This window comes from Bradyrhizobium sp. LjRoot220 (assembly GCF_964252915.1).
GTDB lineage: Bacteria > Pseudomonadota > Alphaproteobacteria > Rhizobiales > Xanthobacteraceae > Bradyrhizobium.
Map to the genome: position 1 here is coordinate 358,190 of NZ_CAXUPS020000005.1, position 25,071 is coordinate 383,260.

The 25,071-nt window shown below is 63.8% G+C and carries 19 protein-coding genes; 9 read left to right on the forward strand and 10 right to left on the reverse strand.

Annotated features, from left to right (window positions below):
* The first annotated feature begins 97 nt into the window (after nucleotides 1-97).
* From ACSQ84_RS22955 to ACSQ84_RS22970, 4 genes are all read left to right on the forward strand, one after another.
* Entirely contained in the window at nucleotides 98-532 is a 435-nt protein-coding gene (locus ACSQ84_RS22955) for a L,D-transpeptidase (protein ID WP_436213981.1), read from the forward strand.
* 365 nt (nucleotides 533-897) lie between these two features.
* Entirely contained in the window at nucleotides 898-2,073 is a 1,176-nt protein-coding gene (locus tag ACSQ84_RS22960; protein WP_436213982.1) for an ABC transporter substrate-binding protein, read from the forward strand.
* 81 nt (nucleotides 2,074-2,154) lie between these two features.
* Entirely contained in the window at nucleotides 2,155-4,272 is a 2,118-nt protein-coding gene (locus ACSQ84_RS22965; RefSeq protein ID WP_436213983.1) for a methyl-accepting chemotaxis protein, read from the forward strand.
* Between the two features lie 354 nt (nucleotides 4,273-4,626).
* Entirely contained in the window at nucleotides 4,627-6,837 is a 2,211-nt protein-coding gene (locus tag ACSQ84_RS22970; protein WP_436213984.1) for a putative bifunctional diguanylate cyclase/phosphodiesterase, read from the forward strand.
* Between the two features lie 963 nt (nucleotides 6,838-7,800).
* On the opposite strand, the gene ACSQ84_RS22975 is transcribed toward ACSQ84_RS22970, so the two are convergent.
* The 3 genes from ACSQ84_RS22975 to ACSQ84_RS22985 form a co-directional block, all read right to left on the reverse strand.
* Nucleotides 7,801-8,253, reverse strand: coding sequence for a DUF1801 domain-containing protein (locus ACSQ84_RS22975; RefSeq protein ID WP_436214094.1), 453 nt, complete (start codon nucleotides 8,251-8,253; stop codon nucleotides 7,801-7,803).
* 17 nt (nucleotides 8,254-8,270) lie between these two features.
* The gene (locus tag ACSQ84_RS22980; RefSeq protein ID WP_436213985.1) at nucleotides 8,271-9,446 is read right to left on the reverse strand and encodes an acyl-CoA dehydrogenase family protein; all 1,176 of its coding nucleotides are present in this window, start codon (nucleotides 9,444-9,446) and stop codon (nucleotides 8,271-8,273) included.
* A gap of 105 nt (nucleotides 9,447-9,551) precedes the next feature.
* A complete protein-coding gene (locus ACSQ84_RS22985) occupies nucleotides 9,552-10,799 on the reverse strand; it encodes an MFS transporter (RefSeq protein ID WP_436213986.1) in 1,248 nt (415 codons plus the stop codon).
* A 204-nt stretch (nucleotides 10,800-11,003) separates the two neighbouring features.
* Between ACSQ84_RS22985 and ACSQ84_RS22990 the strand changes: the two genes are divergently transcribed.
* Complete coding sequence (locus tag ACSQ84_RS22990; protein WP_436213987.1) at nucleotides 11,004-12,113, forward strand: DUF2652 domain-containing protein; 1,110 nt, start codon at nucleotides 11,004-11,006, stop codon at nucleotides 12,111-12,113.
* Between the two features lie 40 nt (nucleotides 12,114-12,153).
* Here the strand turns inward: ACSQ84_RS22990 and ACSQ84_RS22995 are convergent, their stop codons facing one another.
* Entirely contained in the window at nucleotides 12,154-12,483 is a 330-nt protein-coding gene (locus ACSQ84_RS22995) for a hypothetical protein (RefSeq protein WP_436214095.1), read from the reverse strand.
* An 82-nt stretch (nucleotides 12,484-12,565) separates the two neighbouring features.
* A complete protein-coding gene (gene lepA, locus ACSQ84_RS23000) occupies nucleotides 12,566-14,377 on the reverse strand; it encodes a translation elongation factor 4 (protein WP_436213988.1) in 1,812 nt (603 codons plus the stop codon).
* 114 nt (nucleotides 14,378-14,491) lie between these two features.
* Between lepA and ACSQ84_RS23005 the strand changes: the two genes are divergently transcribed.
* Together ACSQ84_RS23005 and ACSQ84_RS23010 are read left to right on the forward strand one after the other, a co-directional pair.
* Nucleotides 14,492-16,096: a glycosyltransferase family 39 protein gene (locus tag ACSQ84_RS23005; protein ID WP_436213989.1), complete on the forward strand. Its 1,605-nt coding sequence runs from the start codon at nucleotides 14,492-14,494 to the stop codon at nucleotides 16,094-16,096.
* A gap of 27 nt (nucleotides 16,097-16,123) precedes the next feature.
* Nucleotides 16,124-16,921, forward strand: coding sequence for an SDR family NAD(P)-dependent oxidoreductase (locus ACSQ84_RS23010; protein ID WP_436213990.1), 798 nt, complete (start codon nucleotides 16,124-16,126; stop codon nucleotides 16,919-16,921).
* Between the two features lie 188 nt (nucleotides 16,922-17,109).
* On the opposite strand, the gene ACSQ84_RS23015 is transcribed toward ACSQ84_RS23010, so the two are convergent.
* The 5 genes from ACSQ84_RS23015 to ACSQ84_RS23035 all read right to left on the reverse strand — a co-directional run bounded on the left by ACSQ84_RS23015 (nucleotide 17,110) and on the right by ACSQ84_RS23035 (nucleotide 21,119).
* Nucleotides 17,110-17,436, reverse strand: a complete 327-nt coding sequence (locus ACSQ84_RS23015) for an HPr family phosphocarrier protein (RefSeq protein WP_436213991.1) — start codon at nucleotides 17,434-17,436, stop codon at nucleotides 17,110-17,112.
* Complete coding sequence (locus ACSQ84_RS23020; RefSeq protein WP_021076632.1) at nucleotides 17,433-17,834, reverse strand: PTS sugar transporter subunit IIA; 402 nt, start codon at nucleotides 17,832-17,834, stop codon at nucleotides 17,433-17,435. The genes ACSQ84_RS23015 and ACSQ84_RS23020 overlap by 4 nt, the downstream gene beginning before the upstream one ends.
* Nucleotides 17,835-17,966: 132 nt before the next feature.
* Nucleotides 17,967-18,485: an HPr kinase/phosphorylase gene (locus ACSQ84_RS23025; RefSeq protein WP_436213992.1), complete on the reverse strand. Its 519-nt coding sequence runs from the start codon at nucleotides 18,483-18,485 to the stop codon at nucleotides 17,967-17,969.
* On the reverse strand, nucleotides 18,482-20,293 hold the full coding sequence (locus ACSQ84_RS23030) for a stimulus-sensing domain-containing protein (RefSeq protein WP_436213993.1): 1,812 nt from the start codon (nucleotides 20,291-20,293) through the stop codon (nucleotides 18,482-18,484). The genes ACSQ84_RS23025 and ACSQ84_RS23030 overlap by 4 nt, the downstream gene beginning before the upstream one ends.
* A gap of 124 nt (nucleotides 20,294-20,417) precedes the next feature.
* Nucleotides 20,418-21,119, reverse strand: coding sequence for a response regulator transcription factor (locus ACSQ84_RS23035; protein WP_016843287.1), 702 nt, complete (start codon nucleotides 21,117-21,119; stop codon nucleotides 20,418-20,420).
* A gap of 216 nt (nucleotides 21,120-21,335) precedes the next feature.
* Here ACSQ84_RS23035 and ACSQ84_RS23040 point away from each other — a divergent pair, with 216 nt between their 5' ends.
* Together ACSQ84_RS23040 and ACSQ84_RS23045 are read left to right on the forward strand one after the other, a co-directional pair.
* The gene (locus ACSQ84_RS23040) at nucleotides 21,336-22,082 is read left to right on the forward strand and encodes a HugZ family protein (RefSeq protein ID WP_436213994.1); all 747 of its coding nucleotides are present in this window, start codon (nucleotides 21,336-21,338) and stop codon (nucleotides 22,080-22,082) included.
* A 95-nt stretch (nucleotides 22,083-22,177) separates the two neighbouring features.
* Nucleotides 22,178-24,793 carry a CHAT domain-containing tetratricopeptide repeat protein gene (locus ACSQ84_RS23045; protein WP_436213995.1) on the forward strand — a complete coding sequence of 872 codons (2,616 nt, stop codon included), beginning with the start codon at nucleotides 22,178-22,180 and terminating at the stop codon, nucleotides 24,791-24,793.
* The last annotated feature ends 278 nt before the right edge of the window (nucleotides 24,794-25,071 follow it).

The window sequence follows — 25,071 nt, forward strand, 5'->3', positions numbered from 1 at the left end:
ACCCCTCGCGCCCGGCCGGCCGCCGCTCCTTTACAAGCCGCGTTCCCAAACGACATCATGCCGCCGGTAGAGCGCTTTGAGTGGCAAGGCGTAATTTATGAAATTTCGATTGGATAGGCGGCTGACATTTGCGGCCGCGGTTTTGATGTCGGCATTGGCATTGGGCCCGGCGTGCGCCGGTGTCGTGGTCCAGATCGACAAATCATTCCAGCGCATGGCGGTGAGCATCGACGGTGCGACACGGTACAACTGGCCGGTCTCGACCGGCCGCCGCGGCTATGGCACGCCGAGCGGCGTATTCCATCCGCAATGGATGTCGCGGCGCTACTTCTCGCGCAAATATTACAACTCGCCGATGCCGTACGCGATCTTCTTCCATTACGGATTTGCCATTCACGGCACCACGGATATCCAGCGGCTCGGCGGCCCTGCCTCGCATGGCTGCGTCAGGCTGCACCCCTCGCACGCGGCGGCGCTGTTCGCGCTGGTCCAGCGCAACGGCTCGCGCAATACGCGGATCGAAATCAACTAAGGTAGGGTGTCGTTGAGCGATCGCCGACGGCGTCGCACGAACAAGCAATCATCATTTTAATCCTTCGATAACCCTGCCGATTATCGACGAAATCCCGAAGCTTTGTCGCTTGTCCGCGCAAGTGACGATTTGGCCTTGGGTATTTGGTTTGGCGTCGATCGCCCTGTGCGGTTGAGGAGTCATGGGTGCAACCCCGCCGTGAATCTCGCCTCGATTCCGCAACCGTACAAATACCCACCCGATCAATCATTAATCTGTTCTGAAGCTATCCGGCTCACAATCGCAACGCAGTGTTGCCGTGGCGTCATGTCAGCGACCCGGGCAGCAGATCCGTTCGACCTTTAACCCGCCAAAGGACAATTCATATGCGAGCTACTCCGTTCAACGCCCTCCTAGCTGCGTCGGCCGTTCTCCTCGCGACGAGCATTGTCGCATCCGCCGAAAACGGCGTGTCGGCTGACAAGGTCGTGTTTGGTCAGGCTGCAGCGCTCGACGGCCCGGCCTCGGCTTTGGGCCAGGGCATGAAGCTGGGACTGGAAGCCGCCTTCGCGGAGATCAACAAGGCCGGCGGCGTCAAGGGCCGCAAGCTCGAGCTCAAGAGCGTCGATGACGGCTATGAGCCGACCAAGTCGATCGAAGCGGCCAAGAAGCTGCTGGAGGAAGACAAGGTGTTCGCGCTGATCGGTGCGGTCGGCACCCCGACGGCCGCCGCCACCCAGCCGATTGCAACGGCGGCAGGCGCGCCCTTCATCGGAGCCTTTACCGGCGCCGAATTCCTGCGCGAGCCGCACAAGCCGCTGGTGATGAATATTCGCGCCAGCTACTTCCAGGAAACCGAAGCCATGGTCGAGCGCGTGACCAAGGATCTCGGCGCGACCAAAATCGCGATCATGTACCAGGACGACGCGTTCGGGCAGGCCGGCCTTGCCGGCGTCAAGAAGGCGCTCGAGAAGCGGCAGATGCAGCTTGCCGGCGAAGGCACCTTCGAGCGCAACACCGTGGCGGTGAAAGCCGCGCTGTTGTCGATCAAGAAGGCCGACCCCCAGGCGGTGATCATGATCAGCCCCTACAAGCCTGCGGCCGAGTTCATCAAGCTGGCCAAGCAGATCAAACTCGACGCCACGTTTGTGAACATCTCGTTTGTCGGCTCCGATGCGCTGGCAAAGGAACTCGGTGCCGCCGGCACCGGCGTCGTGATCACGCAGGTCGTTCCGTTCCCGAAGGATGCCGCGATCCCGGTGGTCGGGCGCTACCAGGCTTCGCTCAAGGCCAGCGCTCCCGACGCGCAGCCCGGCTTCGTTTCGCTCGAAGGCTATCTTGTCGGCCGTGCGATTGCCGCAGCGCTCGAGAAGGTGGATGGCGACCTCACCCGGCAAGCCATGATCGACGCCGTGCAAAAGGCCGGCAGCCTCGATCTCGGCGGCTTCAAGCTGTCCTACAGCCCGACCAGCAACCGCGGCTCGAACGAAGTGTTCCTGACCGTGATCCAGGCGGACGGCAGCTTCAAGGCGGTTGATCGCCTCGAGAAGTCCGGATCGTAAACCCAGGAAGGCCGCGAGCACCGAGGCAAGGCCGGGCTGCTCGCGGCACGATTTCGCGTTGCTGAATTGGAGTTCTTTGCGATGAACGCTGGTACGTCGTGGTATCGCCTCGGCCTTCGCGGCCGGCTGTTTATGGCCTTTGGTGTCGTCGCCGCGCTCACTGTGCTCGCGAGCGGCAGCGCGATCATCTCCTACGACAGCCTCGGGCGCTCGCTGGCTGCGATCTCCGGGAAGAGCCTGCCCGAGATCACGCGAGCCTCCGAGGTCGTCAGGGCCGCCAGTGACGTCGCCGCCGCGGCGCCTCGCCTGCTCGCCGCGACGGATCAGGCCGAGCGCGATCGCGCCTCCAAAATTCTGACGGCCGCGCGTCAGGACCTCAAGCAAAGCATCGGTGCACTGGCCGCTGAGGATGCCGCGAAAGTCAGCAAGACCGCCGATCGCATCCTGACCAATCTCGACCGGCTGGTGCAATCCGTCACCGAACGCCAGACCATTGCGGCCGCGCGCGACGCGCTGGTCGCGAGCTTGCGCAAATCGCATCAGAAGCTCGCCGAAAAACTGTCGCCGATGGCCGATGACGCCGGATTCACCCTGACGATGGGGCTGCAGACCGCGGCTGACAACAAGGACCTGGAGGTCGTTCAGAAGACGCTGGCGGCGCTGGCCGACAACGAACTGACGTCGCTGCAGGCCATTCTGGATTTGCGAGCGGAATCCAACCTGATGCTCGGGATCCTGGTCGAAGCCGCCGATCTGCCATCCGCCGATCTGCTGCCGCCGGTCAAGGACCGCTTCACCGCGACCGCGGGTCGGCTTGGCAAGGCGGCTACGGCGTTCAAGAATCCCGAGGCGTCGAAACTCGTCGATGAACTTGTCAAGACCGGCAGGGATGCCGGTAATATTTTCGAGCTCAAGCAGCGCGAACTGGTTGCCGACAAGGCCGGCGCCAACGTGGTGACGGAAAATCGCGCACTCGCCCAGGAGTTCGAAAAGGAAGTGGCAGGTTTACGAAAGCGCAGCGAGGCTTCGGCCGCCGCCGCGGTCCGCGAGTCCGAGGCGGAGATCGGGCAGGGACGCATCATCCTGATCAGTCTCGCGCTCATCAGCCTGTTAACGGCAATGGTCATTGGCTGGTATTATGTCGGGCGCGGCGTCGTGCGCCGTCTGGTGCAGCTGCAGAACAGCATGAAGTCCATTGCCGCCGGCGATCTGGCGACCGATGTCGCGACCGGCGGCTCGGACGAAATCGCCGACATGGCGGCTGCGCTGCAGGTCTTCAAGGACAACATGCTGGAATCGAACCGGCTGCGCGCGGAACGATCGGAAACCGAAAAGCGCGCGCAGGCGCAGCGAAGGGCGGAAATGCAGAAACTCGCCGCCGAATTCGAGGCCGCGGTCGGCGAGATCGTGCAGACCGTATCCTCGGCGTCAACGGAGCTGGAAGCCTCGGCGACCAGTTTGACCCGAACCGCCGAAGAGACGCAGCAACTTTCCGGCAGGGTCGAGGCGGCGTCCGAGGAGGCCTCGTCAAACGTCAGGTCGGTGGCGGCCGCGACGGAAGAAATGACCGCTTCGGTCGCCGAGATCAGTCGGCAAGTGGAGGAATCGAACCGGATCGCCGGCGAAGCCGTCAGCCAGGCAGAGATCACCGACGCGCGCATCAACGAATTGTCGAAGGCAGCGTTACGGATCGGCGACGTGGTCAATCTGATCACCACGATCGCCGAACAGACCAACCTGCTGGCGCTGAACGCCACCATCGAGGCAGCGCGCGCCGGCGAGTCCGGGCGGGGCTTTGCGGTCGTCGCCCAGGAAGTGAAAGCGCTCGCCGCGCAGACCGCCAGCGCAACCAAGGAGATCAGCAGCCAGATCGCCGGGATGCAGGTGGCCACCCAGGAATCGGTTCAGGCGATCAAGCAGATCGGCACCACCATCGGCCGGATCTCGCAAATCGCGGCGATGATCTCGAACTCCGTGGACCAGCAAGGCGGCGCGACGCAGGAGATTGCGCGCAACGTCGAGCAGGCTGCAGTGGGTACTTCCGAGGTCGCCACCAACATCGTCGACGTGAACCAGGGAGCTCGCCGGACCGGCTCCGCTTCGGCGCAAGTTCTGTCCTCGGCGCAGTCGCTGTCCGGAGAAAGCAATCGGCTCCGGTTGGAAGTCGGCAAATTCCTCGACACGGTGCGTGCCGCTTGAGCCGGAGATTTCTGGCTCCAAGCGCTTGCACTGTGCGGCAATTCGCTGCCGGCTTAACGCTTCAATAACCTTGTCGGCCATTGGCGAGTATTGATGCGCCAACGCGCAATTTCGCGCATTCCTTGTGCAAACCGAATCCGTGTCGCATGATCTTCATGCGCCAGCAGCGATTTCGCCTTGTGTATTTGCGTTTTGACCTCTCGCATCTGTTGCAACAGTACACGCATGGCGTGAATGCGCCGTCTTAGCAGGCAGAGGCGCGTCGGCCGCAGAGCCCGCGAACCGGCAAGAGACACCATTTTTTCAGACACTTATCGGAGAACATTGCACGCAGAAGGCGGGTGAGGCGTAGCAATGCCGAAGATGAGGCCAGGAACAATCAAGAAACCAAAGCAGACCTCGATTGCCCGCCTGTTCGGTCGACCGACAAAACCCGGCCCAAAGCGTTCAGGCAAGCGCCGGCAGCTACCTGCAGAGCGCGGCGAAATCGTGCGCACGCGCGCCGAGGCGGAGGCTGCGATTGCCGATGCGCGCAAATCGCATGAGCGGCTGCTCGAGGCGATCGACATCCTGCCCCAGGGCATCGTGTTTCTCGACGCCGAAGGCCGCTACATCCTCTGGAACAAGAAGTATGCGGAGATCTACAACCGCAGCTCCGACCTGTTCAAGCCGGGAGCGCGGCTGGAGGATACCATCCGCGTCGGCGTCGAGCGCGGCGATTATCCGGAGGCGATCGGCCGCGAGGAGCAATGGCTCGGCGAACGTCTGACCAGGCTTTATCAGCCCGGCGACCGGCACGAGCAGACATTGGCCGATGGCCGCGTGATCCTGATCGACGAGCGGTTGACGGAGGACGGCGGCGTCATCGGCCTGCGCGTCGATATCACCGAGTTGAAACAGCGCGAGGCATCGTTCCGCCTGCTGTTCGACAGCAACCCGGTGCCGATGATCGTTTATTCGCTGGATGGCGAACGCGTGCTCGGCGTCAACGACGCCGCGGTCCAGCACTATGGCTATAGCCGCGCCGAGTTCGAGAAACTGACGATCCGCAGCCTGCAGGCCTTCGATCCGGAATTGCCGTGGAAGGGCGACCGCAGCAGCGACGAACAGGCGGCCCGGACCTGGAAGCATGTCAGGGCCGACGGCACCCTGATCGATCTCGCAATCTATTCGCGCCGGCTGGTTTACGGCGGTCAGCCGGCAATCCTGCTGGCGCTGATGGACATCACCGAACGCAAACGTGCCGAAGCACGGCTGGCCTTCATGGCCCAGCACGATAGCCTCACCGGATTGCCGAACCGCAATTTGCTGCGTCAACAAATGGACGATCTCCTGCTGCACACGCGGCGCAGCGCCGACAAGACGGCGGTGCTGGTGCTCGGCCTCGATAATTTCAAGGCGGTCAACGACACGCTCGGCCACGGCATCGGCGACAAGCTGCTGCGCGGCGTCGCCAAGCGGCTGCGATCGACGTTGCGCGAGGAAGATGTGCTGGCGCGCCTCAACTCCGATGAGTTCGCCATCGTTCAGAGCGGGGTAATGCGCCCCGAGGACGCGGTACTGCTGGCCCGGCGTCTGCTGGAGGCGATCGGCGATCCCTATCTGCTTGATGGCCATTCGGTGGTAATCGGCGCCAGCATCGGCATCGCGATGTCGCCGGGCGATGGCGACGAGTCCGAAAGATTGCTGAAGAACGCCGACATGGCGCTGTCGCGCGCCAAGAACGACTTCCGCGGCACCTTCAGCTTCTTCGAAGCCGAAATGGATGCCCGTGCCCAGTCGCGCCGCAAGATCGAGATCGAGCTGCGCCACGCCATCGAGAACGATCTGCTGCGGCCGCATTACCAGCCGCTGATCGACCTTTCGACGGGCCGCATCACCGGTTTCGAGGCACTGGTACGCTGGCCGCATCCCGAACGCGGCATGATTTCGCCGGGGGAATTCATCCCCGTTGCCGAGGAAACCGGCCTGATCAACGCCGTCGGCGGCCTGATGCTGCGCCGCGCCTGCATGGATGCGGCGCAATGGCCTGACGATGTCCGCGTCGCGGTCAACCTGTCGCCGCTGCAGTTCCGCGTCGGCAATCTGTTGTCGATGGTGATGGAAACGCTGAAGCAGACGGGTTTGGCCGCAACCCGGCTCGAGCTCGAGATCACCGAGACGCTGGTGCTGGAAAAGAGCAGTCAGGTGCTGGCGACGCTGCATGCGCTGCGCTCGCTCGGCGTCCGCATCTCGATGGACGATTTCGGCACCGGTTATTCCAGCCTGAGCTATCTGCGCAGCTTCCCGTTCGACAAGATCAAGATCGACCAGTCGTTCGTGCGCGATCTCGGCTCCAACCGCGACGCGCAGGCGATCGTGCGTTCGATCATCAGCCTCGGCAAGGGCCTCGGCGTCACCATCACCGCGGAGGGCGTCGAGACCGAAGCCGAACTGAGCTGCCTGCGCAACGAAGGCTGCCACGAGGGACAGGGCTTCCTGTTCAGCCGCGCCCGGCCCAATGCCGAGATCGTCAGCCTGCTGAAGGCGCAGCGCGGCGAGGTGGATGCGGCGCTGGTCGCGTGACGCAGGCCGCCTACCACACCAACAGTCCTGCCCTCTTCGTCATTCCGGGGCTCGCGAAGCGAGAGCCCGGAATCCATGGTGAGACAGCGCATGCAGCCTGATGGATTCCGGGCTCGCGCTACGCGCGCCCCGGAATGACTGTGACAAAATAGCCCGACGGGCAAATCACTTCGGCTTTACGTAATTTGTGTCAAGCCCCAAAATAAAAAATATTTCGCTTTTACAGAAGGCCGACTCGGGGGCATAGTTTGGCCATCCCGTCCTAGTCAGAAGGGCGTCGGCCGTGGTCACGGACGTTGGACGGGGTTGCGGTGGACGTGACGGTGCCCTTGACCAAAGGCGCCGAAGCGTACGGCGAAGACGTGTGGTCCTGACGTCGCGGTGCTGGCGTCAATGCACCTGGAGGCAATAGCTTCCAGGGCGCAACGGAGGCAAAAGAGCCGTTCTCCGGGGAGAGCTCGTTATAAGCCGTAAAGCCATTGCGCAGGGAAGGCCGGGTGTTCACCGCTGCCCTGTATGCTCGTGTGCAGCTTTCTATCTACCAACCGCACACGGGACCGCGGGTGCAGCGCGCACCCGGTCTTCCCTGCGCCCTCTATTTGGAGGGCGGGAAGTTTTCCAGCAAAGCTCGGGCGCAATGCGTAGCGAGAACGCGAAGCTATTTCTCCGTCACCCTGAGGTGCGAGCCACCGCTGGGCGAGCCTCGAAGGATGAATCGGCCACAGTCGGGCCGTCGTCCTTCGAGGCTCGCCGAAGAGGCTCGCACCTCAGGATGACGGGATCGAGATAAGCGGGCCTCCAGGTGCCGATGATTGAACCGATAGGCCGCGGCGTACTGGATCCCCCGCTTTCGCGAGGGATGACAGCGGTGTATGGGTCGCCCGACGCGCAATTGCGCATCGGCGTTCGCAGGGACGACGTGCGGAGCGAGCGTTGTGAACTCCTCGCAATGACACAAAAGCGCTACTTCGCCGTGCCCTTGCGCTTCTCCAGATGATACGTCAGCGCCAGCGCCACGCAGTGCCGCAACGCTGCCTCGGGCACCTTGTCGTCCGCGCTAAGAAGGATGGCCCGGTTTCCTTCGTACCGCAGCTCCGGATAAAGCTCGCGAAAGGCCTCGACCAGGTTGGTCTGGCAATGGAAATAGACCGCGTATTGTCCGGGCTCGAGCTTCACCTGGTCGATCCGGATGGTACTGCCGCTCCGGGTCTGCGGCGTGAGATAGCTCGGCTGCCCCCACTTCAACGTCTCCTCCAGCGCGCCTACGCCCTCGGTGGCTTTCGCGGTGTCGAAGATCAGCCGGCGCAGCGCCAGCAATTTCGTCCTCACCGGTTTGGGATAAGCGTCGAAGACGGCTTCGACGGCGGCAGAGGAATTTGTCGCGGGCTGCTTTTTTGCGGATTTCGTTCCGGCCATCTTCTTCACGAGTCCCCTCAACGCGCCGTCGTCGGCGGCGTGTCGAGGTCGGCAAACAGGATCGCCTTGCCGGCGTCCTCGTAATGGCTGTCGCGGGCCTGGACCTGCTGGGCGATGGCGTGCATGTCGCGAAACCGGCGCTCGAACTTGTTGGCGCTGAACACCGCGGTGGCGCCGGCCATGTGATAGGCGGTGTCGACCACGGCGGCCGATTGATGGATGGTCCAGGTCGCGGCGATGCGCAGCGCGATGCGGTGCTGTTCGGTGAGGGCGTCGCCGCGCGCCAGGTCACGCCAGACTTCGGCGGCGGTCGTATAGAGATAGGCGCGCGCTGCGCGCAAGGTCGCCTCGGTGCGCCCGATCAGGCCCTGCACGGCGTTGTTGTCGCGCATCGCCTTGAGGCCTTGCGGTGTCTTGGCTCGCGCGAGATCGGTGGCGGCGTCGAGCGTGGCGCGGGCGAGGCCGAGCGAGGTCGCGGCAAAACCCATGCTGAATACCATGTTGGTGGAGAGCTTGTAGAGCGGGCCGTCTTCGCGCAAGGCCGCAGGATCGTCGCGCAGCGCGGCGAATTTGTCAGGGATGAAGAGATTGTCGACCGAGTAGGAATCGGTGCCGGTGCCGCGCAGGCCGATGACGTCCCAGACGTCGTACATCGTGGCATCAGCTACCGGAAACAGGATGGTGCGGATTTCCGGCGAGCCATCCGGCTTGCGCCGCGGGCTGCCGTCGGCCTCGACAACCCGGACATGGGCGCCGAGCCAACTCGCCTGCCGGGAGCCGCTGGCAAAATCCCAGCGCGCGCTGGCTCGGTAGCCGCCCGGAACCGCCTGCACTTCGTGGTTGATCGCGCCCCAGGCGAGGATGCCGGGCGCGACATTGAAAATCTCGTTGGCGGCATCGGCATCGAGATAGGCCGCGGTCATCGCGCAGACGCTGCACTGGCCGAGGCACCAGGCGGTGGAAGCATCGGCCTTGGCGATTTCCTCCTGCATCTGCATGAAGCTTTCGAGCGGCAATTCGGCGCCGCCGAGGCTCTGCGGCAGCAGCGACCGATAAAGCCCGTTCTCGATCAGGGCCGTGGTCACATCAGGCGTCAGCCGCCGCGTCCGTTCGATCTCGTCGGCGTCGCGCGCGATCAACGGCTGCAGCGTGCGCGCGCGCTCGACGAGGTCGAGACCGGGATGCTTGTTCATGCGCTTCCTCGCATTGGCTTATATTGTTGGGCGCGAGCGGCGATGGTGGCCCATCCGCCGCCATCGATCAAGGCGGCGCGAGGCATGCATATCGAGGCACGCCTCTCAGGCCGCAGCACGCCTGAGATCGAGCGTGGGCTGCGGTGGCCGCTTCGTGGAGGGAAAGCTCAGCGCCACCGCGACCGCGGTAATCCCGATCGCGAAGGAGCCGACATAGAGCCAGTGATAGGCGTGGAAGGTGTCGAACACCCAGCCGCCGGCCAATGGCCCCAGCGCCATGCCGAGGCTTGCGAACGCCGAGACCGCGCCGAATACCGAGCCCATGATACGCGCGCCGAAATATTCGCGCACCAGCACCGCGTAAAGCGGCATCACGCCGCCATAGGCGAGCCCGAAGATGACAGACAGCGCATAGAACTCGCCGAGCTGGCCGACCGCCAGATACGTCGCGACCGACATCGCCTGCACGAACAGCCCGCCGACCAGCACCGGCTTGGCGCCGAGACGATCGGCCATGACGCCGAGCAGCAGCCGGCCGCCGAGGCCGGAAAAGCCAGCAAGGCTATAGACGGTGACGGCGGTCAGCGGCGCGATGCCGCAGATCATCGCATAGCTCACCATGTGGAAGATCGGCCCGGAATGCGCCGCGCAGCAAGCGAAATGCGCCAGCGCCAGCGTGATGAATTGCGGCGTCCGCAACGCCTGCCCGACGGACCACTGTATTTCCGGCGCGGCATCATCTCCGTGCGCAGGCGCTGCCGCTGGTGGCGCCGGGCGCACCAGGAACGACGCCGGAATCAACAGCGCCCAGGAGGCGATGCCAATCGCCAGCATCGCCGTGCGCCAGTCATAGGCGGTGATCAGCCAGCTGGCGAACGGTGCGATTGTCAGCGGCGAAACGCCCATGCCGGCCGACACCAGCGCCACCGCGAGGCTGCGGCGATGTTCGATCCACGCGCTCGCCACCGCGACCATCGGTGCATAGAAACTGCCGGCCGCGATCCCGATCAGCACGCCGAAGAAGAACTGGAATTGCCACAGGCTCACGGCCTGGCTCGCGCCGACCAGGCCGATGCCGAGCAGCACCGCGCCGGCGAGCACGACGATGCGGGTGCCGAACCGGTCGGACAGCGTGCCCCAGAAGAACGCCGCGAATCCCATGGCAAGGAAATCGATCGTCGCCGCCGCCGAGACGCCGCTGACCGACCAGCCGGTATCCGCCGCAATCGGCTGCAGGAACACCGCCAGCGAGAGCATCGTGCCGAAGCCGACGCAGGTCATCAGCGCGCCGGCGCCAACGACGATCCAGCCATAGGAGAAACCGGACTGGGAGAAACCGGCGGGCCTGCCCATGCGTTTCCTCAACGTTTTTTTTGGATTTTATGGTCTGAGCAAGCGCGATGGTGACCGATCCGGTGCCGCAGGGCAAGGCGCGGGGCGCATGGGAGGCCTTCGCTGTCCGCCGCCGACCGCGATAACGGGCGCGAAGGGCGCAACTTTCTGCTAGGATGGCCGTATTTCGCGTCGTCATCCCAGGAGAGTCAGGGAGTACTGGCTATGGCGCAACAGGGCTTTCTGCTCATTGCCGATATTACCGGCTACACCATGTTCCTCACGCGCTCGGAGCTCGAGCACGCGCAAGGCATCCTCGACGCGCTGTTCAAGAGCATCTTTGCCGAGATCAAGGCGCCGATCATCCTGTCCAATCTGCAGGGCGATGCGGCGTTGACCCATCTGCCCGATGTGAACCTGCCGCAGCGCCAGTTTCCGCTCGATGCCATCGAGCGCATCTATTGCAGCTTCAGCCAGGCCCTCGGCGCCATGCGCGTAAACACGACCTGCACCTGCAATGCTTGCCGCAACATGGGCCAGCTCGATCTCAAGTTCTTCCTGCATCACGGCACCTATGCCACGCAGCAGATGGCGGGCCGCACCGAATTGCAGGGCGCGGAGGTGATCCGCCTGCACCGTTTGATGAAGAATTCGGTGACGGCCGCGACCGGCATCAAGGCCTATGCGCTGGTGACCGAACAGGCCGCCGAAGCGATCGGCCTGCCGGAGTTTTTTGCCGGCACCATCCGCCACGTCGAAAGCACCGGTGATTTCGGCGACACCGTTTGTTACGTCTACGATCTCGCGCCGATCTTTGCGCGCTGGCGCGCGACGCGCCGAATCGTGGTGCGATCAGACGAGCCACTGGCTTTCGAATCGATGGAATGCGATTTGCCGGTGCCGCCGGCGATGGCCTGGGCCTATGTCACCGACGTCGACAAGAAGATCCGCTGGCAGCACGGCATCGATGACATGACCATGACCGGGCTCGCGCGCGGGCGGATCGGGCCCGGGGCGACGCAGCACTGCGCCCATGGCAAGGATTCGACGGTGCACGACATCGTCGATTGGCTCCCGTTCGACTACGTCACTTGGCACATCCGGCTGCCGATGGGTGCCATCGTGCGGCAGACGGCGGAACTGACGCCGCTCGAAAATGGCGGCACCCATCTGTCGCTACGTTGCGCCAAGCCGGAAGGCCCCAACCCCGTGGCAACAGCGCTGGTTCGCACCATCACCAGGCTCGCGATGGCCAAGAAGCTGGTTGCCGATCAGCGCGCCTCGAAGGTGGCGCTGGAGCGGCTGGTGGCGGAGGAGTGCGCAGCCGCTATCTAGCGTCATCGCCTTCCGCTGACGTGGTCGACGTTTTGGCTTGCTACCCGCAATTCCAGATTGGCCCGATGGGGGTCTGGGTCCAGCATGGGCCGATGCTGCCGCCGTTGTAGCGTCCGCGGAAAAATCCGGGTCTGCCGAAATAGTAGCGATCGCCATTGTAGCGATAATAGTAGGGGGTGTAGTCGCGCGCGCCCCGCGCGGCGCCCCTCGCGCCAAACACCGGAACCGTGTTGTTGGGTGGCTGATGGTAGCCGGGCAGGAAACCATAATTATGCCCGCGATGGGCGTGCCGCTTGGCAGACGCGGCTGATGTCACCGCCGGCAGCAGCGACAGGAGGATGACGATCGATACGGAGAATATGCGCAACATCGCCGCAAAATATTCAGTCTGCCGTTCAAAGGCCATTCAAATTGCGGTGCGTTTCAAGTCAGCCGATAGCAAGGCCGCTGCCTCAGCTATCCACCTTCAGCGCGGCAATGAAGGCTTCCTGCGGGATGTCGACCTTGCCGAACTGCCGCATCTTCTTCTTGCCTTCCTTCTGCTTCTCCAGAAGCTTGCGCTTGCGCGTGATGTCGCCGCCGTAGCATTTCGCGGTGACGTCCTTGCGCAGCGCGCGGACGGTTTCGCGGGCGATCACCTTGCCGCCGATCGCGGCCTGGATCGGAATCACGAACATGTGCGGCGGGATCAGTTCCTTCATCCGCTCGACCATGGCGCGGCCGCGGCCTTCGGCGCGGGTGCGATGCACCAGCATCGACAGCGCGTCGACCGGCTCGAGGTTGACGAGGATCTGCATCTTGACGAGGTCGGCGGGCTTGTAGTCGGTCAGATGGTAGTCGAACGAGGCGTAGCCCTTCGAGACCGATTTGAGCCGGTCGTAGAAATCGAACACGACTTCGTTGAGCGGCAGATCATATTTCACCATCGCGCGCGCGCCGACGTAGGTCAGCTCCTTCTGCGAACCGCGGCGGTCCTGGCAAAGTTTCAGCACGCTGCCGAGATATTCGTCAGGCGTAAGGATGGTGGCTTCGATCCACGGCTCCTGGATCTCGGCGATCTTGACCACGTCGGGCATGTCGACGGGATTGTGGATTTCGATCTCCTGCCCGTCGGTCAGGTGCATCTTGTAGATCACGCTCGGCGCGGTCGCGATCAGGTTGAGGTCGAATTCGCGCTGCAGCCGCTCCTGGATGATTTCCAGATGCAACAGCCCAAGGAAACCGCAGCGGAAGCCGAAGCCGAGCGCGGCCGAGGTTTCCATCTCGAACGAGAAGCTGGCATCGTTAAGCCGCAGCTTGCCCATCGCCGCGCGCAGCGTCTCGAAGTCGTCGGCGTCGACCGGGAACAGGCCGCAGAACACCACGGGGATCGCCGGCTTGAAGCCCGGCAGCATGTCGGTGATCGGCTTGCGGTCGTCGGTGATGGTGTCGCCGACGCGCGTATCGGCGACTTCCTTGATGGCGGCGGTGATGAAGCCGATCTCGCCGGGGCCGAGTTCGTCCACCGGCGTCATCTTCGGGGTGAAGAAGCCGACGCGCTCGATGTCATAGGCCGCGTTGGTGCCCATCATCCGGATGCGTTGGCCCTTCTTCATCGTACCGTCGACGATGCGGATGAGCACGACGACGCCGAGATAGACGTCGTACCAACTGTCGACCAGCAGCGCCTTCAGCGTCGCTCCGCGGTCGCCCTTCGGCGCCGGCAAACGCGTGACGATGGCTTCCAGCACGTCGGGAATGCCAAGCCCCGTTTTCGCCGAGATCATCACCGCGTCGGCGGCGCTGATGCCGATCACGTCCTCGATCTGCTGCCTGACCTTTTCCGGCTCGGCAGCGGGCAGGTCGACCTTGTTGAGCACCGGCACGATCTCATGACCGGCATCGAGCGCGTGGTAGACGTTGGCGAGCGTCTGCGCCTCGACGCCCTGGCTGGCGTCGACCACCAGCAGCGATCCTTCACAGGCCGCCAGCGAGCGCGAGACTTCGTAGGCGAAGTCGACATGGCCCGGCGTGTCCATCAGGTTGAAGATGTAGTCCTTGCCGTCCTTGGCGCGGTAGTTCAGCCGCACCGTCTGTGCCTTGATGGTGATGCCGCGCTCGCGCTCGATGTCCATGGAATCGAGCACCTGCTCCTTGCCCGCCATTTCGCGATCGGTCAGCCCGCCGGTGGTCTGGATCAGGCGGTCGGCCAGCGTCGACTTGCCATGGTCGATATGGGCGACAATGGAGAAGTTGCGGATGTTGGAAATCGGGGCAGTTGTCATGGGCGCGGGATAGCATTCACATCCCCGTGCGGCAACCATATTGCTGTATTTTAAGGGGCATTCTTCACGCCAAGCTGATTCCACGCGCGCCAAAAACGCGCTACGCACTCCTCCATGTCGACTGCATCCATTTTGCCCGCCGCCGCGCGTTCCCGGCGCAGACTGTCCATCCGGCGGGTGGCGGCGTGGCTGGCCGCGCACGCCAGCGATCCCAGGGGCGCCTTGTGGCTGGTGAGCGGCTTTGCAGTGGCCCATGCCGCGCTCTGGACGCTGATTCTGGTCAGTCTGAAGACCGGCCAGGACATTCACATGGATGTCGCCGAGGCGTTCGGCTGGGGCCAGAAGTTCCTGCTCGGCTATGGCAAGCATCCGCCGCTGTCGGGCTGGGTCGCCGGGCTCTGGTTCAGGGTGTTCCCGGTCACGGATTGGGCGACCTATGCGCTGGCGATGGCCACACTCGGTTGCAGCCTCGTGATCGGCTGGCTGCTGGCGCTGCGCGTGGTCGATCGCCGCCGCGCCTTCCTCGTCGTGGTGATGCTCGCACTCTATCCGATCTTCAACTTCAAGGGCTTCAAGTACAATCCGGACCTGCTGCAACTGGTGACGCTGCCGCTGTTGGTGCTGGCCTATCTGGACGCATTCGACAAACGCAGCGTCAAATCCGGAATATGGCTGGGGCTCGCCGGCGCCCTGGCGTTGATGACCAAATACTGGGCTCTGACCATGATCGGCGCCATTGGCCTTGCCGCGCTGATCCATCCGCAGCGCGTCCAGTTCCTGCGCTCACCGGCGCCGTGGGTGGCGATCTTCGTGCTCGTGGTGGCGATGATTCCGCATTTGATCTGGCTCAGGGACGTGAACTTCGTCCCGTTCACCTACGCCGGCGAAATCTATTCCATCACCGACCGTCACATGATCGACAACCTCGCGCTCGGCTATGTCGGCCATAACCTGGCGCTGCTGGCGTTGCCGGTGGTGCTGGCGGGAATAGCGCTGGCGTGGCCGTCGCTCTGGCGCAAGCCGGCTTTTGCGTTCTGGTCGCGTGGTGCGAATACCGGTGTGCGGACGTCGCAGGCGCTCAATGTCTGGCTGATCCAGGTAGTAGTCGCGATCGGGCCGCCACTCGGCGCGGTGCTGTTCCAGATCTACATCAAGACCGATTGGGGCATCCCGCTGTTTTTCCTGGTGCCGCTGGCGCTGATCGCGATCCCGGCGCTGCGGGTGCGGCAGCTGGCGCTGCTTCGGCTGACCGCGACCTGGCTGGTGCTGACGCTGGCGGTGTTGATCGCCTCGCCGCAGATCGTCGCCTATGATGCCGGCCAGCATCGCAACGAGGGCGCCAGCTACCGGGCGCGCTCCGAACTGGCCCGCGAACTGACGGAAGTCTGGCACCGGCGGTTTTTTACAGCCTGGCCCGTGGTTGCGGCCTTTAGCGATATCGGCCAGCCCGTCACCTTCTACAGCCCCGATCATCCGCCAGTGCTGGCGCCGGACGAGCCGTGGTCGTCGGGGCTGACTTCGCTCGAGGAGGCCAAACGGTCGGGCTTCATTGGCATCTGCGAAACCGGCGACTGGAAGCTGGAAAGATGCGAGGCGTGGATGAAGCTCCATGCCGCCCATGGCGAGCGCATGGTGATCACCACGCGAAGGTTTTTCCTGGGGAAGCCGGGTGCCGCCACGATCTGGAATGTGTATGTGGTGCCGCCGGAGAAAAAGTAAGCAAGAACGGAATTTGGGGAGCAACGCATGAATCTCGATCTGACTGGAAAGACCGCCCTCGTCACCGGCTCGACGCGCGGCATCGGGCTGGCAACCGCGATCGGGCTTGCACAGATGGGCGCGGAAGTGATCGTCAACGGGCGCGAGCAGGCGGCCGTCACCGAGGCGATGACAAAAGTCCGGCAAGCCGCGCCGGAAGCCGAGGTACATTCGGCGGCGGTCGATCTTGGCAACGCGGAAGGCTGCGCCGCGCTGACAGCGCAATTCCCTGAAGTCGACATCCTCGTCAACAATCTCGGCATCTACGAGCCAAAGGGATTCTTCGATATCGAGGATTCCGACTGGACGAGGATGTTCGAAGTCAACGTGATGAGCGGGGTGCGCCTCACCCGGCATTACCTGAAGCGGATGCTGGATAACAAGGATTGGGGCCGCGTGGTGTTCGTCTCCAGCGAGTCCGGCGTCTTCATCCCCAAGGAGATGATTCACTACGGCTTCTCCAAGGCCGCCCAGCTGGTGGTCGCCCGCGGCGCCGCCGAACTGACCAAGGCGACCAACGTCACCGTCAATTCCGTCATGCCAGGGCCGACCTGGGTCGAGATGGCGCCGGTGCGTCTGGCCGCGCGCGCCAAGGGCATGGGCACGACCGTCGACGATCTCGTCGCCCGCACCTTCAGCGAACGCCGGCCGGCGTCGCTGCTGCAGCGCTACGCGGAGCCCGAGGAGATCGCCAATCTGATCTGCTACGTCTGCTCGAAAGCCTCGAGCGCCACCAACGGCGCCGCGCTGCGCGCCGATGGCGGCATCGTCACCAATCCGTTTTGAGATCTGGCTCTCCCGTCATCCTGAGGTGGGTGTGATTGCCTTCGAGACGCACGCAAACGCGGCTCCCTCGGTGAGCGCAAAGCGCTCATCCGGGGATGAGGTCTACTAGCTCAGAGTGAGATCTTAGACCCTCATGGTGAGGAGCGCGTCTTCGCGCGTCTCGAACCATGACCCGGAGAGTGTTCGCCTCACACACCCTCTTCGTTGAACTTGTCGGCGACAAGACCTGCGATCGCATCGACCGCGGCCTGGGCTTCGGGGCCGATCGCGGAAACCACCACCGTGGTGCCGGGACCTGCGGCCAGCATCATCAATCCCATGATCGAGGTGCCGCCGACGGTCTCGTTGCCGCGCGTCACCCAGACCTCGGCGTTGAAGCGCTCGACCATCTGGACGAATTTGGCCGAGGCGCGCGCGTGCAAACCGCGCTTGTTGATGATGAGAAGTTCGCGGGAAATGGCGCCCGCCGGCACGGTCGGCCCGATATCGCTTCCGGGCGCGGCCTCGTCGCTCATTTGCCGGCGAGGACGCGGCTGGCGATGGTGACGTATTTGCGGCCGGCTTCCTGGGCCATCGCGATGGCATCCGGAAGCGAGCGCTCTTCGCGCACCTTGGCAAGCTTGACCAGCATGGGAAGATTGATGCCTGCGAGCACTTCCACCTTTGGGCGGCTCATGCAGGAGATCGCAAGGTTCGAGGGAGTTCCACCGAACATGTCGGTGAGGATGGCAACCCCGTCGCCACTGTCGACGCGATTCACTGCTTCAATGATATCGCTTCGACACAAATCGGAGTCGTCCTCGGCTCCGATCGTAATCGCTTCAATTTGTTTCTGCGGACCCATAACATGTTCGAGCGCCGCCCTGAACTCGTCGGCAAGGCGCCCATGGGTCACAAGCACTAGACCAATCATCGGAAACTCCTCGCGGGTGCTTTTGGTGCACCGCACGAACGCGCCACTTTGACCATCCAGAGGCCCCGCGCAAGAGGGCATCTTGGCTAATCTCCCGGAAACTGGAGGCAGAGAGGGGAGCCTGCGCCGGTCTTATTCGGTCGCGATAGTGGGGCTTATATGGTTACCAAACCCCTTCACACAATCAGCCGAATTATTACCGGAAGATGAACTTTGAGTTGTCGTCAGCGCGGCAACAACCAGCGGAAGGGGTTGAAAGCCCATTCCAACGGGAATTCTCGGTATCAAAACACCATTAAGGCTGATTTGGAGAGCATCCGGCGCCGGCAGCCGTTCGGCGTCGTCAGCCGCGAGGTCGACAACCAGACCGACCAACCCCTCACTGACGCAATCACAGCGACGAATCCCGAGCCCCCTGATTTCAATCAGGCCGGCCAATTCGGTCGAAGCCCGGACCCACAATTCTCCGGCGAGTGTGTCGAGATGGACACGGTCATCGCCCACCAAAATGGCCGGTGGAAGCTGGCCGGTACGGCCGGCCAGAATCAGGTCGAAGGCCAGCCGCGACTTGCCGGAACCCGACGGGCCGCGGATCAGGACGGCGCGGTCGCCCACCAAGACGGCGGAGGCGTGCACGCTCGCGGTCGTCATGGCGTCGGCAGCCGGACCACGAAGCGCGCGCCGGATACCGTCGGGTTGCCGTCGGCGTCGGCCGGGCCGGAGCGGTTTTCCGCCCAGATGCGCCCGCCATGGGCCTCGATGATCTGCTTGGAGATCGACAGACCGAGACCGGAATTCTGGCCAAAGCCCTGATGCGGCCGGTCGGTGTAAAAGCGCTCGAAGATGCGCTCGAGCGCATCTTCGCCAATCCCCGGGCCATCGTCGTCGATCACGATTTCGATTTCGGACCGCGCGCGGCGACAGACGATGCGCACCCTGCCGCCGGCATGGGAGAACGACTGCGCATTCGACAGCAGATTGGAGATCACCTGGCCGAGCCGCGAATCATGGCCGGGCACCGAGAAGGTATCGGTTGGGCTGCGGCCCTCGAAGCGGGCCTCGACGGAGACGTCGTGGCCGAGCTTGGTTTCATTGGCGACCGAGGCCAGCGTCGTCAGCAGCCGGCGAAGATCGACCGGCGCCATATCCTGCCGCTGCAGTTCGGCGTCGAGGCGGCTGGCGTCGGAGATGTCCGAGATCAGCCGGTCGAGCCGCTTGACGTCGTGTTCGATCACGGCGAGCAGCCGCGCGCGGCTGTTTTCATTGCGCGCCAGCGGCAGCGTTTCCACGGCCGACCGCAGCGAGGTTAGCGGGTTCTTCAGTTCATGGGCGACGTCGGCGGCGAACATCTCGATCGCCTCGATGCGGCTATAGAGCGCGTTGGTCATCTCGCGCAGCGCGCCGGAGAGATGGCCGATCTCGTCGCGGCGCCGGGTGAAATCGGGAATCTCGACGCGGGTCTGGATGCGGCGGCGGACGCGCTCGGCGCCGTCGGCCAGCCGCCGCACTGGACCCGCGATCGTGCTCGCCAGCAGCAGCGACAATACGATCATGACGGCGGAGGCCACGCCGCCGATTTTCAGGATCGCCCAGCGCTCGGCGCCGACCATCTGGTCGATGTCGTCGCCCTGGGTCGTCAGCATCAGCGCGCCACGCACGGCGCGGAAGTGCTGCACCGGGACCGCGACCGAAACGATGACCGCGCCGCGTTCGTTGACGCGGACCATGCTGCTCTTCTGGCCGCCCAGCGATTGTGCGACTTCCTGATAGCCCTTGCCGCCCTCCGGCCCCAGTTCGCGATAGATCGGCAGGTCGCCGCGGTTGAACCAGTTGCGCACCGCGCGCATCGAGCGCTCGGCAATGTTGGGCTTGTCGGCCGACGGCGGCGGCAATTCGAACCGCATCACGTCGCCGCGGGCGAACAGATTGCGGCTGTCCAGGATCAGGCCGCCCTCGCGGTCGAAAATGCGCGCGCGGGTCTTGGTCGGCGCGATCAGACGGCGCAGCACCGGCGCGACGCGTTCCGGATTGATGGGAAAATCCGAATACTCGTCCGGCACGCCATAGCTTTCGCCGGGCTTCAGATCGAGCAGGCGGTCGGGATCGAGGGTGATGGTGTTGCCCTCGACGGTGGCCGAGGTCGCGATCGCCTCGGAGATGATCTCGGCATACACCAGCAAGCTCTGTGCACGTGCCTCGATCAGGCCGGCGCGGAACTGCGACAGATAGAGAATGCTCGCCACCAGCGCCACCAGACCGGCCAGATTGAGCGAAACGATGCGGCGGGTGAGGCTGGAAAAGGACAGCGCGAAGAAGAACTGCCCGGCGCGGCGCAGCCAGCCGAGCGGCCGCCGCCAGCCCTGGTCGGGCGCCGTGTCGCCGGCAACGTAATCCCGATCGAGCGACGCAGACGCATCCTCGTTATTCCGGCCTCGATCAGGCTGCGTTCGGTCTAGCAATGGCGAAAACTGCCGGTTGTCTCGATTGTCCCTGCAACGCGCGTCCCTGCAACGCGCGCGGCGCGTTCAATCCTATCCCAGACGCGCGGGGGCGTCAGTTGTCTGGCCGCGTCGAAACTGCAGATCAGGCTTCCTTGAAGCGATAGCCGACGCCGTAGAGCGTCTCGATCATCTCGAAATCGTCGTCGACCACCTTGAACTTCTTGCGCAACCGCTTGATGTGGCTGTCGATGGTGCGGTCGTCGACATAAACCTGGTCGTCATAGGCCGCGTCCATCAGCGCGTTACGGCTTTTCACCACACCGGGCCGTGTCGCCAGCGCCTGCAGGATCAGGAATTCGGTCACCGTCAGCGTCACCGGCTCGTTTTTCCAGGTGCAGGTGTGACGTTCCGGATCCATTCGCAGCAGGCCGCGGTCGAGTGCACGGGCATCCGGCTCCTTCGGGGCGGCGGTCGGATCCTTCGGCTGTCCGCGGCGCAGCACCGCCTTGACGCGCTCGACCAGCAGGCGCTGCGAGAACGGCTTGCGGATGAAATCGTCGGCGCCCATCTTGAGACCGAACAATTCGTCGATCTCTTCATCCTTGGAGGTCAGGAAGATCACCGGCAGATCGGATTTCTGCCGCAGCCGCCGCAAGGTTTCCATGCCGTCCATGCGGGGCATCTTGATGTCGAGGATCGCAAGGTCCGGCGGCGAGGTGCGGAAACCATCGAGCGCCGACGCACCATCCGTGTAGGTCATGATGCGATAGCCTTCGGCTTCGAGCGCAATCGAGACGGAAGTGAGAATGTTGCGGTCGTCATCGACCAAGGCGATTGTGGGCATGAGCCTGCTTTCGATAGAGAAGTGGCTTAGACGGCGGGCAATTCAGCTAGGCGCCGTGTAAATGGGCTTCGTAGGCGGTCAACGAGCAATGCAAGCTGGGCTGAAGTGTGACCGAGTTCCGCGAAAACGTTCCGCGGACGATGCGTAGCACCCCATATAGCACCCTCAAGGGCTGAGAAAAGGCTCTTTTTTTGCAACGAGATGGCTGGATATACCATGGAACCGACCGCCGATTTCGACCCTTCCAGGCTGGCCCGCTCGCTGCTGCGCCGGAGCCGGCAGGGCGCGCTGGCGACCCTGATGGCCGGCAGCGGCGATCCCTATTGCTCGCTGGTCAATGTCGCGAGCCACGCGGATGCCTCGCCGATCCTGCTGATCTCGCGGCTGGCGCTGCATACCAGGAACATTCTGGCCGATAACAGGGTCTCCCTGATGCTGGATGAGCGCGCCGCGGGCGATCCCCTGGAGGGCGCCCGGATCATGCTGGCGGGACGGGCGGAGGAGGCCGCGGCCGACCAGGCCGAAACCCTGCGCCGGCGCTATCTCAATGCCCATCCGTCGGCGGATGCCTTTGTAAACTTTAAGGATTTTTCGTTTTTTCGGATTCTGCCATTGGGCGCTCATCTGGTCGCCGGGTTTGGCCGGATTATCGACCTCGCGCCGGCGCAGTTCCTGACCGATATTGGTGACGCCGAGGGGCTGTTGGAGGCCGAGCAGGGCGCCGTGGAACATATGAACGGTGACCACCGCGAAGCGATGAACCTCTACGCCACCCGGCTGCTGGGCGCCGACAGCGCGGACTGGGCCTGCACCGGCTGCGACCCTGACGGCATGGACATGCAGGCCGGCAACCTCACGCTGCGGCTGGATTTCCCGGAACGGGTCACCGACGGGACCGCCTTGCGCAAAATGCTGGTCCGGCTGGCCGGCGAGGCGCGGGCCAAAGAGCCTGCCAAGGATTAGCCGCAAGCCATCCTGGGCGGATTTGAACGGCTGCGGTCATTCGCGCGACCTAATCCACGCTCCCACGCGAAGTGGCCAGGGTTAAGTCCGCACCCATGAATTCCCGCCATCGACTGGTACTTTCGCTATACCTCGCGCTTGTCGCGGGCACGTGCCTGAGCGCGCCATCGCTCGCGAAGAGCGATACCGCGGCCGTCAGCGCCAGGATCAATGAGCTTAGCCGCGCCGGAAAATATGCCGAAGCCGTCGCGCTGGCGCAGGGGCAGGTCGAATCGCTGGAAAAGAAACACGGTCCCGCGCATCGCGACGTCGGCGCCGCGCTGAACAATCTGGCGCAGCTTTATGGCAGTCAGGGCAGGGACGCTGAAGCCGAGCCGCTGTCCAGGCGGGCCATCGCGATCCTGGAGAAGACAACCGGTGCCGGCTCGCCGGAGATCGCTGCCGCGTTGAACAATCTCGCGGCACTCTACCAGCGCCAGCAGCGCTATGCCGAAGCTGAGCCGTTGTTCAAACGCGCGTTGGCGATCCGTGAGCGGTCGCTGGGGTCCGGACATCCCGACGTCGCGCAGTCCCTGAATAATCTCGGCACCCATTACGAGAAGCAGGGCCGCCACGACGCCTCCAAGCCGCTGTTCAGGCGCGCGCTGGCGATCTACGAGAAAGCGGCGGGTCCGGAGCATCCGGCGGTCGCGACGCTTCTGAACAATCTCGGTCAGGTCGAGAAGGTCGAGGGCCACTTCGCCAAAGCGGAGCCGCTGATAAAGCGCTCGCTGGCGATCCGCGAGAAAGTCCTCGGCCCCGATCATCCCGACGTGGCGCGTTCGCTGATCAATCTGGCGGACCTCTATGATGGGCCGACGGACCGCGTTCGCGATGCCGAGCGGCTGTTCGAACGGGCGTTGGCGGTCCGTGAAGCTGCGGTCGGCCCCGATCATCCGGATACCGCCAGATCCATGAACGCTCTGGCGCTCTTCCGTGCCAATACAGGTTACCCGGAAAAGGCATTGCCGCTGGCGCTACGGCTGATCGCGAGCGGGCGCGGAGAACTCCACGCCGTCCTGGAGGTGCTGGCGAACGCCGAGCGCAACCACTTGATACCGACCGAGCAGGCGGTGGATGCGATGTTGAATGCGATCCAGCGCGGCACCCAGTCATCGGCGGCGTCCGCCGTCAACAAGCTGGCGGTGCGGCTGGCTGCCGGCAACGATCGGCTCGCTGAATTGGTTCGCCGGGATCAGGATCTCGCCGCGGAAACGGAGGCGCTGGACAGGGCCTTGGTGGCGGCGGTCTCGAAAGAGCGATCGAAGCGCGACCCGGCTGCCGAGCAGCGTGCCAAGGCCAGGCTTGCCGCCATCTCGACCGAACGCCCGTCGTTGCAGGAAGCCTTGTCTGCGGAATTCCCCGACTATGCCGCGCTGTCGAATCCGCTGCCATTGACGGTGAAGGAGATTCAGTCGCTGTTGTCGGGCGACGAGGCGATGGTGCTGCTCACGGCGACTGTGAAGGACAGCTACGTCATCGCGATCACGCGCGAGGGTTTTGACTGGAAGCCGATCGGGCGTGGCTCGGAAGAGCTGTACAACTTGGTCGCCGATTTCCGCCGTGGACTGAATGTCGCCAGCGCCGGCGATTCGTCCGGAAAATCCGCTCTGTTCAATCTCGAATTCGCCAACTGGCTGTACAATCACCTGCTGGGTGGTGTCGAGGCACGGGTGAAGGACAAGCGCAGTCTTCTGATTGTCCCTACCGGCGCGTTGACGGCGCTGCCGTTTCATTTGCTGGTGACGGAGAAGCCGCCGGCCGCGATCCCGGAAACACTCGACGGTTATCGCGATGCCGCTTGGCTGCTCAAGCGACACGCGGTGTCGGTATTGCCGTCGGCCGCAAGCCTGAAAACGCTGCGCATGGTTGCCCGCAAGGATCAGACCAGCAAGCCGATGACCGGTTTCGGCGATCCGCTGTTCGGCCCGTTGCAGGACAGTAGCGGCGACAAGCGCGGTGCGACGAAACCCGCTCCGATCAAGTCCGCGGCGCGCGGTGTCACCAGCCTCGCCTATACCGACTTCTGGCAGGGGGCCGGCGTCGACCGCGCGCGGCTCTCGAATGTGCTGTTGCAACTGCCTGACACGGCGGATGAACTCAATGCCGTCGCGAAAAATCTCGGCGTGTCCGAAAGCGATATTCATCTCGGCGAAGACGCCAGCGAAACCACGGTGAAGCGTGCGCGGCTCGCCGATTACAGCATCGTTTATTTCGCCACCCATGGTCTCGTCGCCGGCGACGTAAAGGGAATCGCCGAACCGTCGCTGGTGCTCAGCATTCCCCGGCAGCCGTCTGAACTCGACGACGGCCTGCTGACCTCAAGTGAAGTGGCCCAGTTGAAACTCAATGCCGATTGGGTGGTGCTGTCAGCCTGCAATACGATCGCCGGCGACAAGCCAGGCGCCGAAGCGCTTTCGGGATTGGCGCGATCGTTCTTCTATGCCGGGGCGCGTGCATTGCTGGTGTCGCACTGGGCGGTCGATTCCGCAGCCGCCACGCGCCTCACCACATCAACGTTCGATCGGCTGAAAGCCGATCCAAAACTCGGCCGCGCCGAGGCATTGCGTCAGTCGATGCTGGCCTATCTCACCGACGCTTCCTCGCCTCGCAACGCCTATCCGGCGTTCTGGGCGCCGTTTGCTTTGATCGGCGAGGGCGCTTCCCGTTGACTTGATTGTGCGACGCAATAACTAAATGATAGCGCTATCGCGGGCCTGATGGACGCGCGTTGAGCGCGAGCAACGTCCCCGCACCGCAGCAAGTGTTTGATCTAGATCAAGGCCTTGTCGGGAATAAACCAAATCGTGCGGGATCGACTTGGCAAGCCCGGCGTTGCCAAGTATTAGGTCGCCGGACCGAGGCCGGAAGGCTATATTCGGTGGTCACCGCGACAGAGGCGCGTTTAGCGGCATTCGCGCGATCGAGATACGCGGGTTCGAGGAGGTTC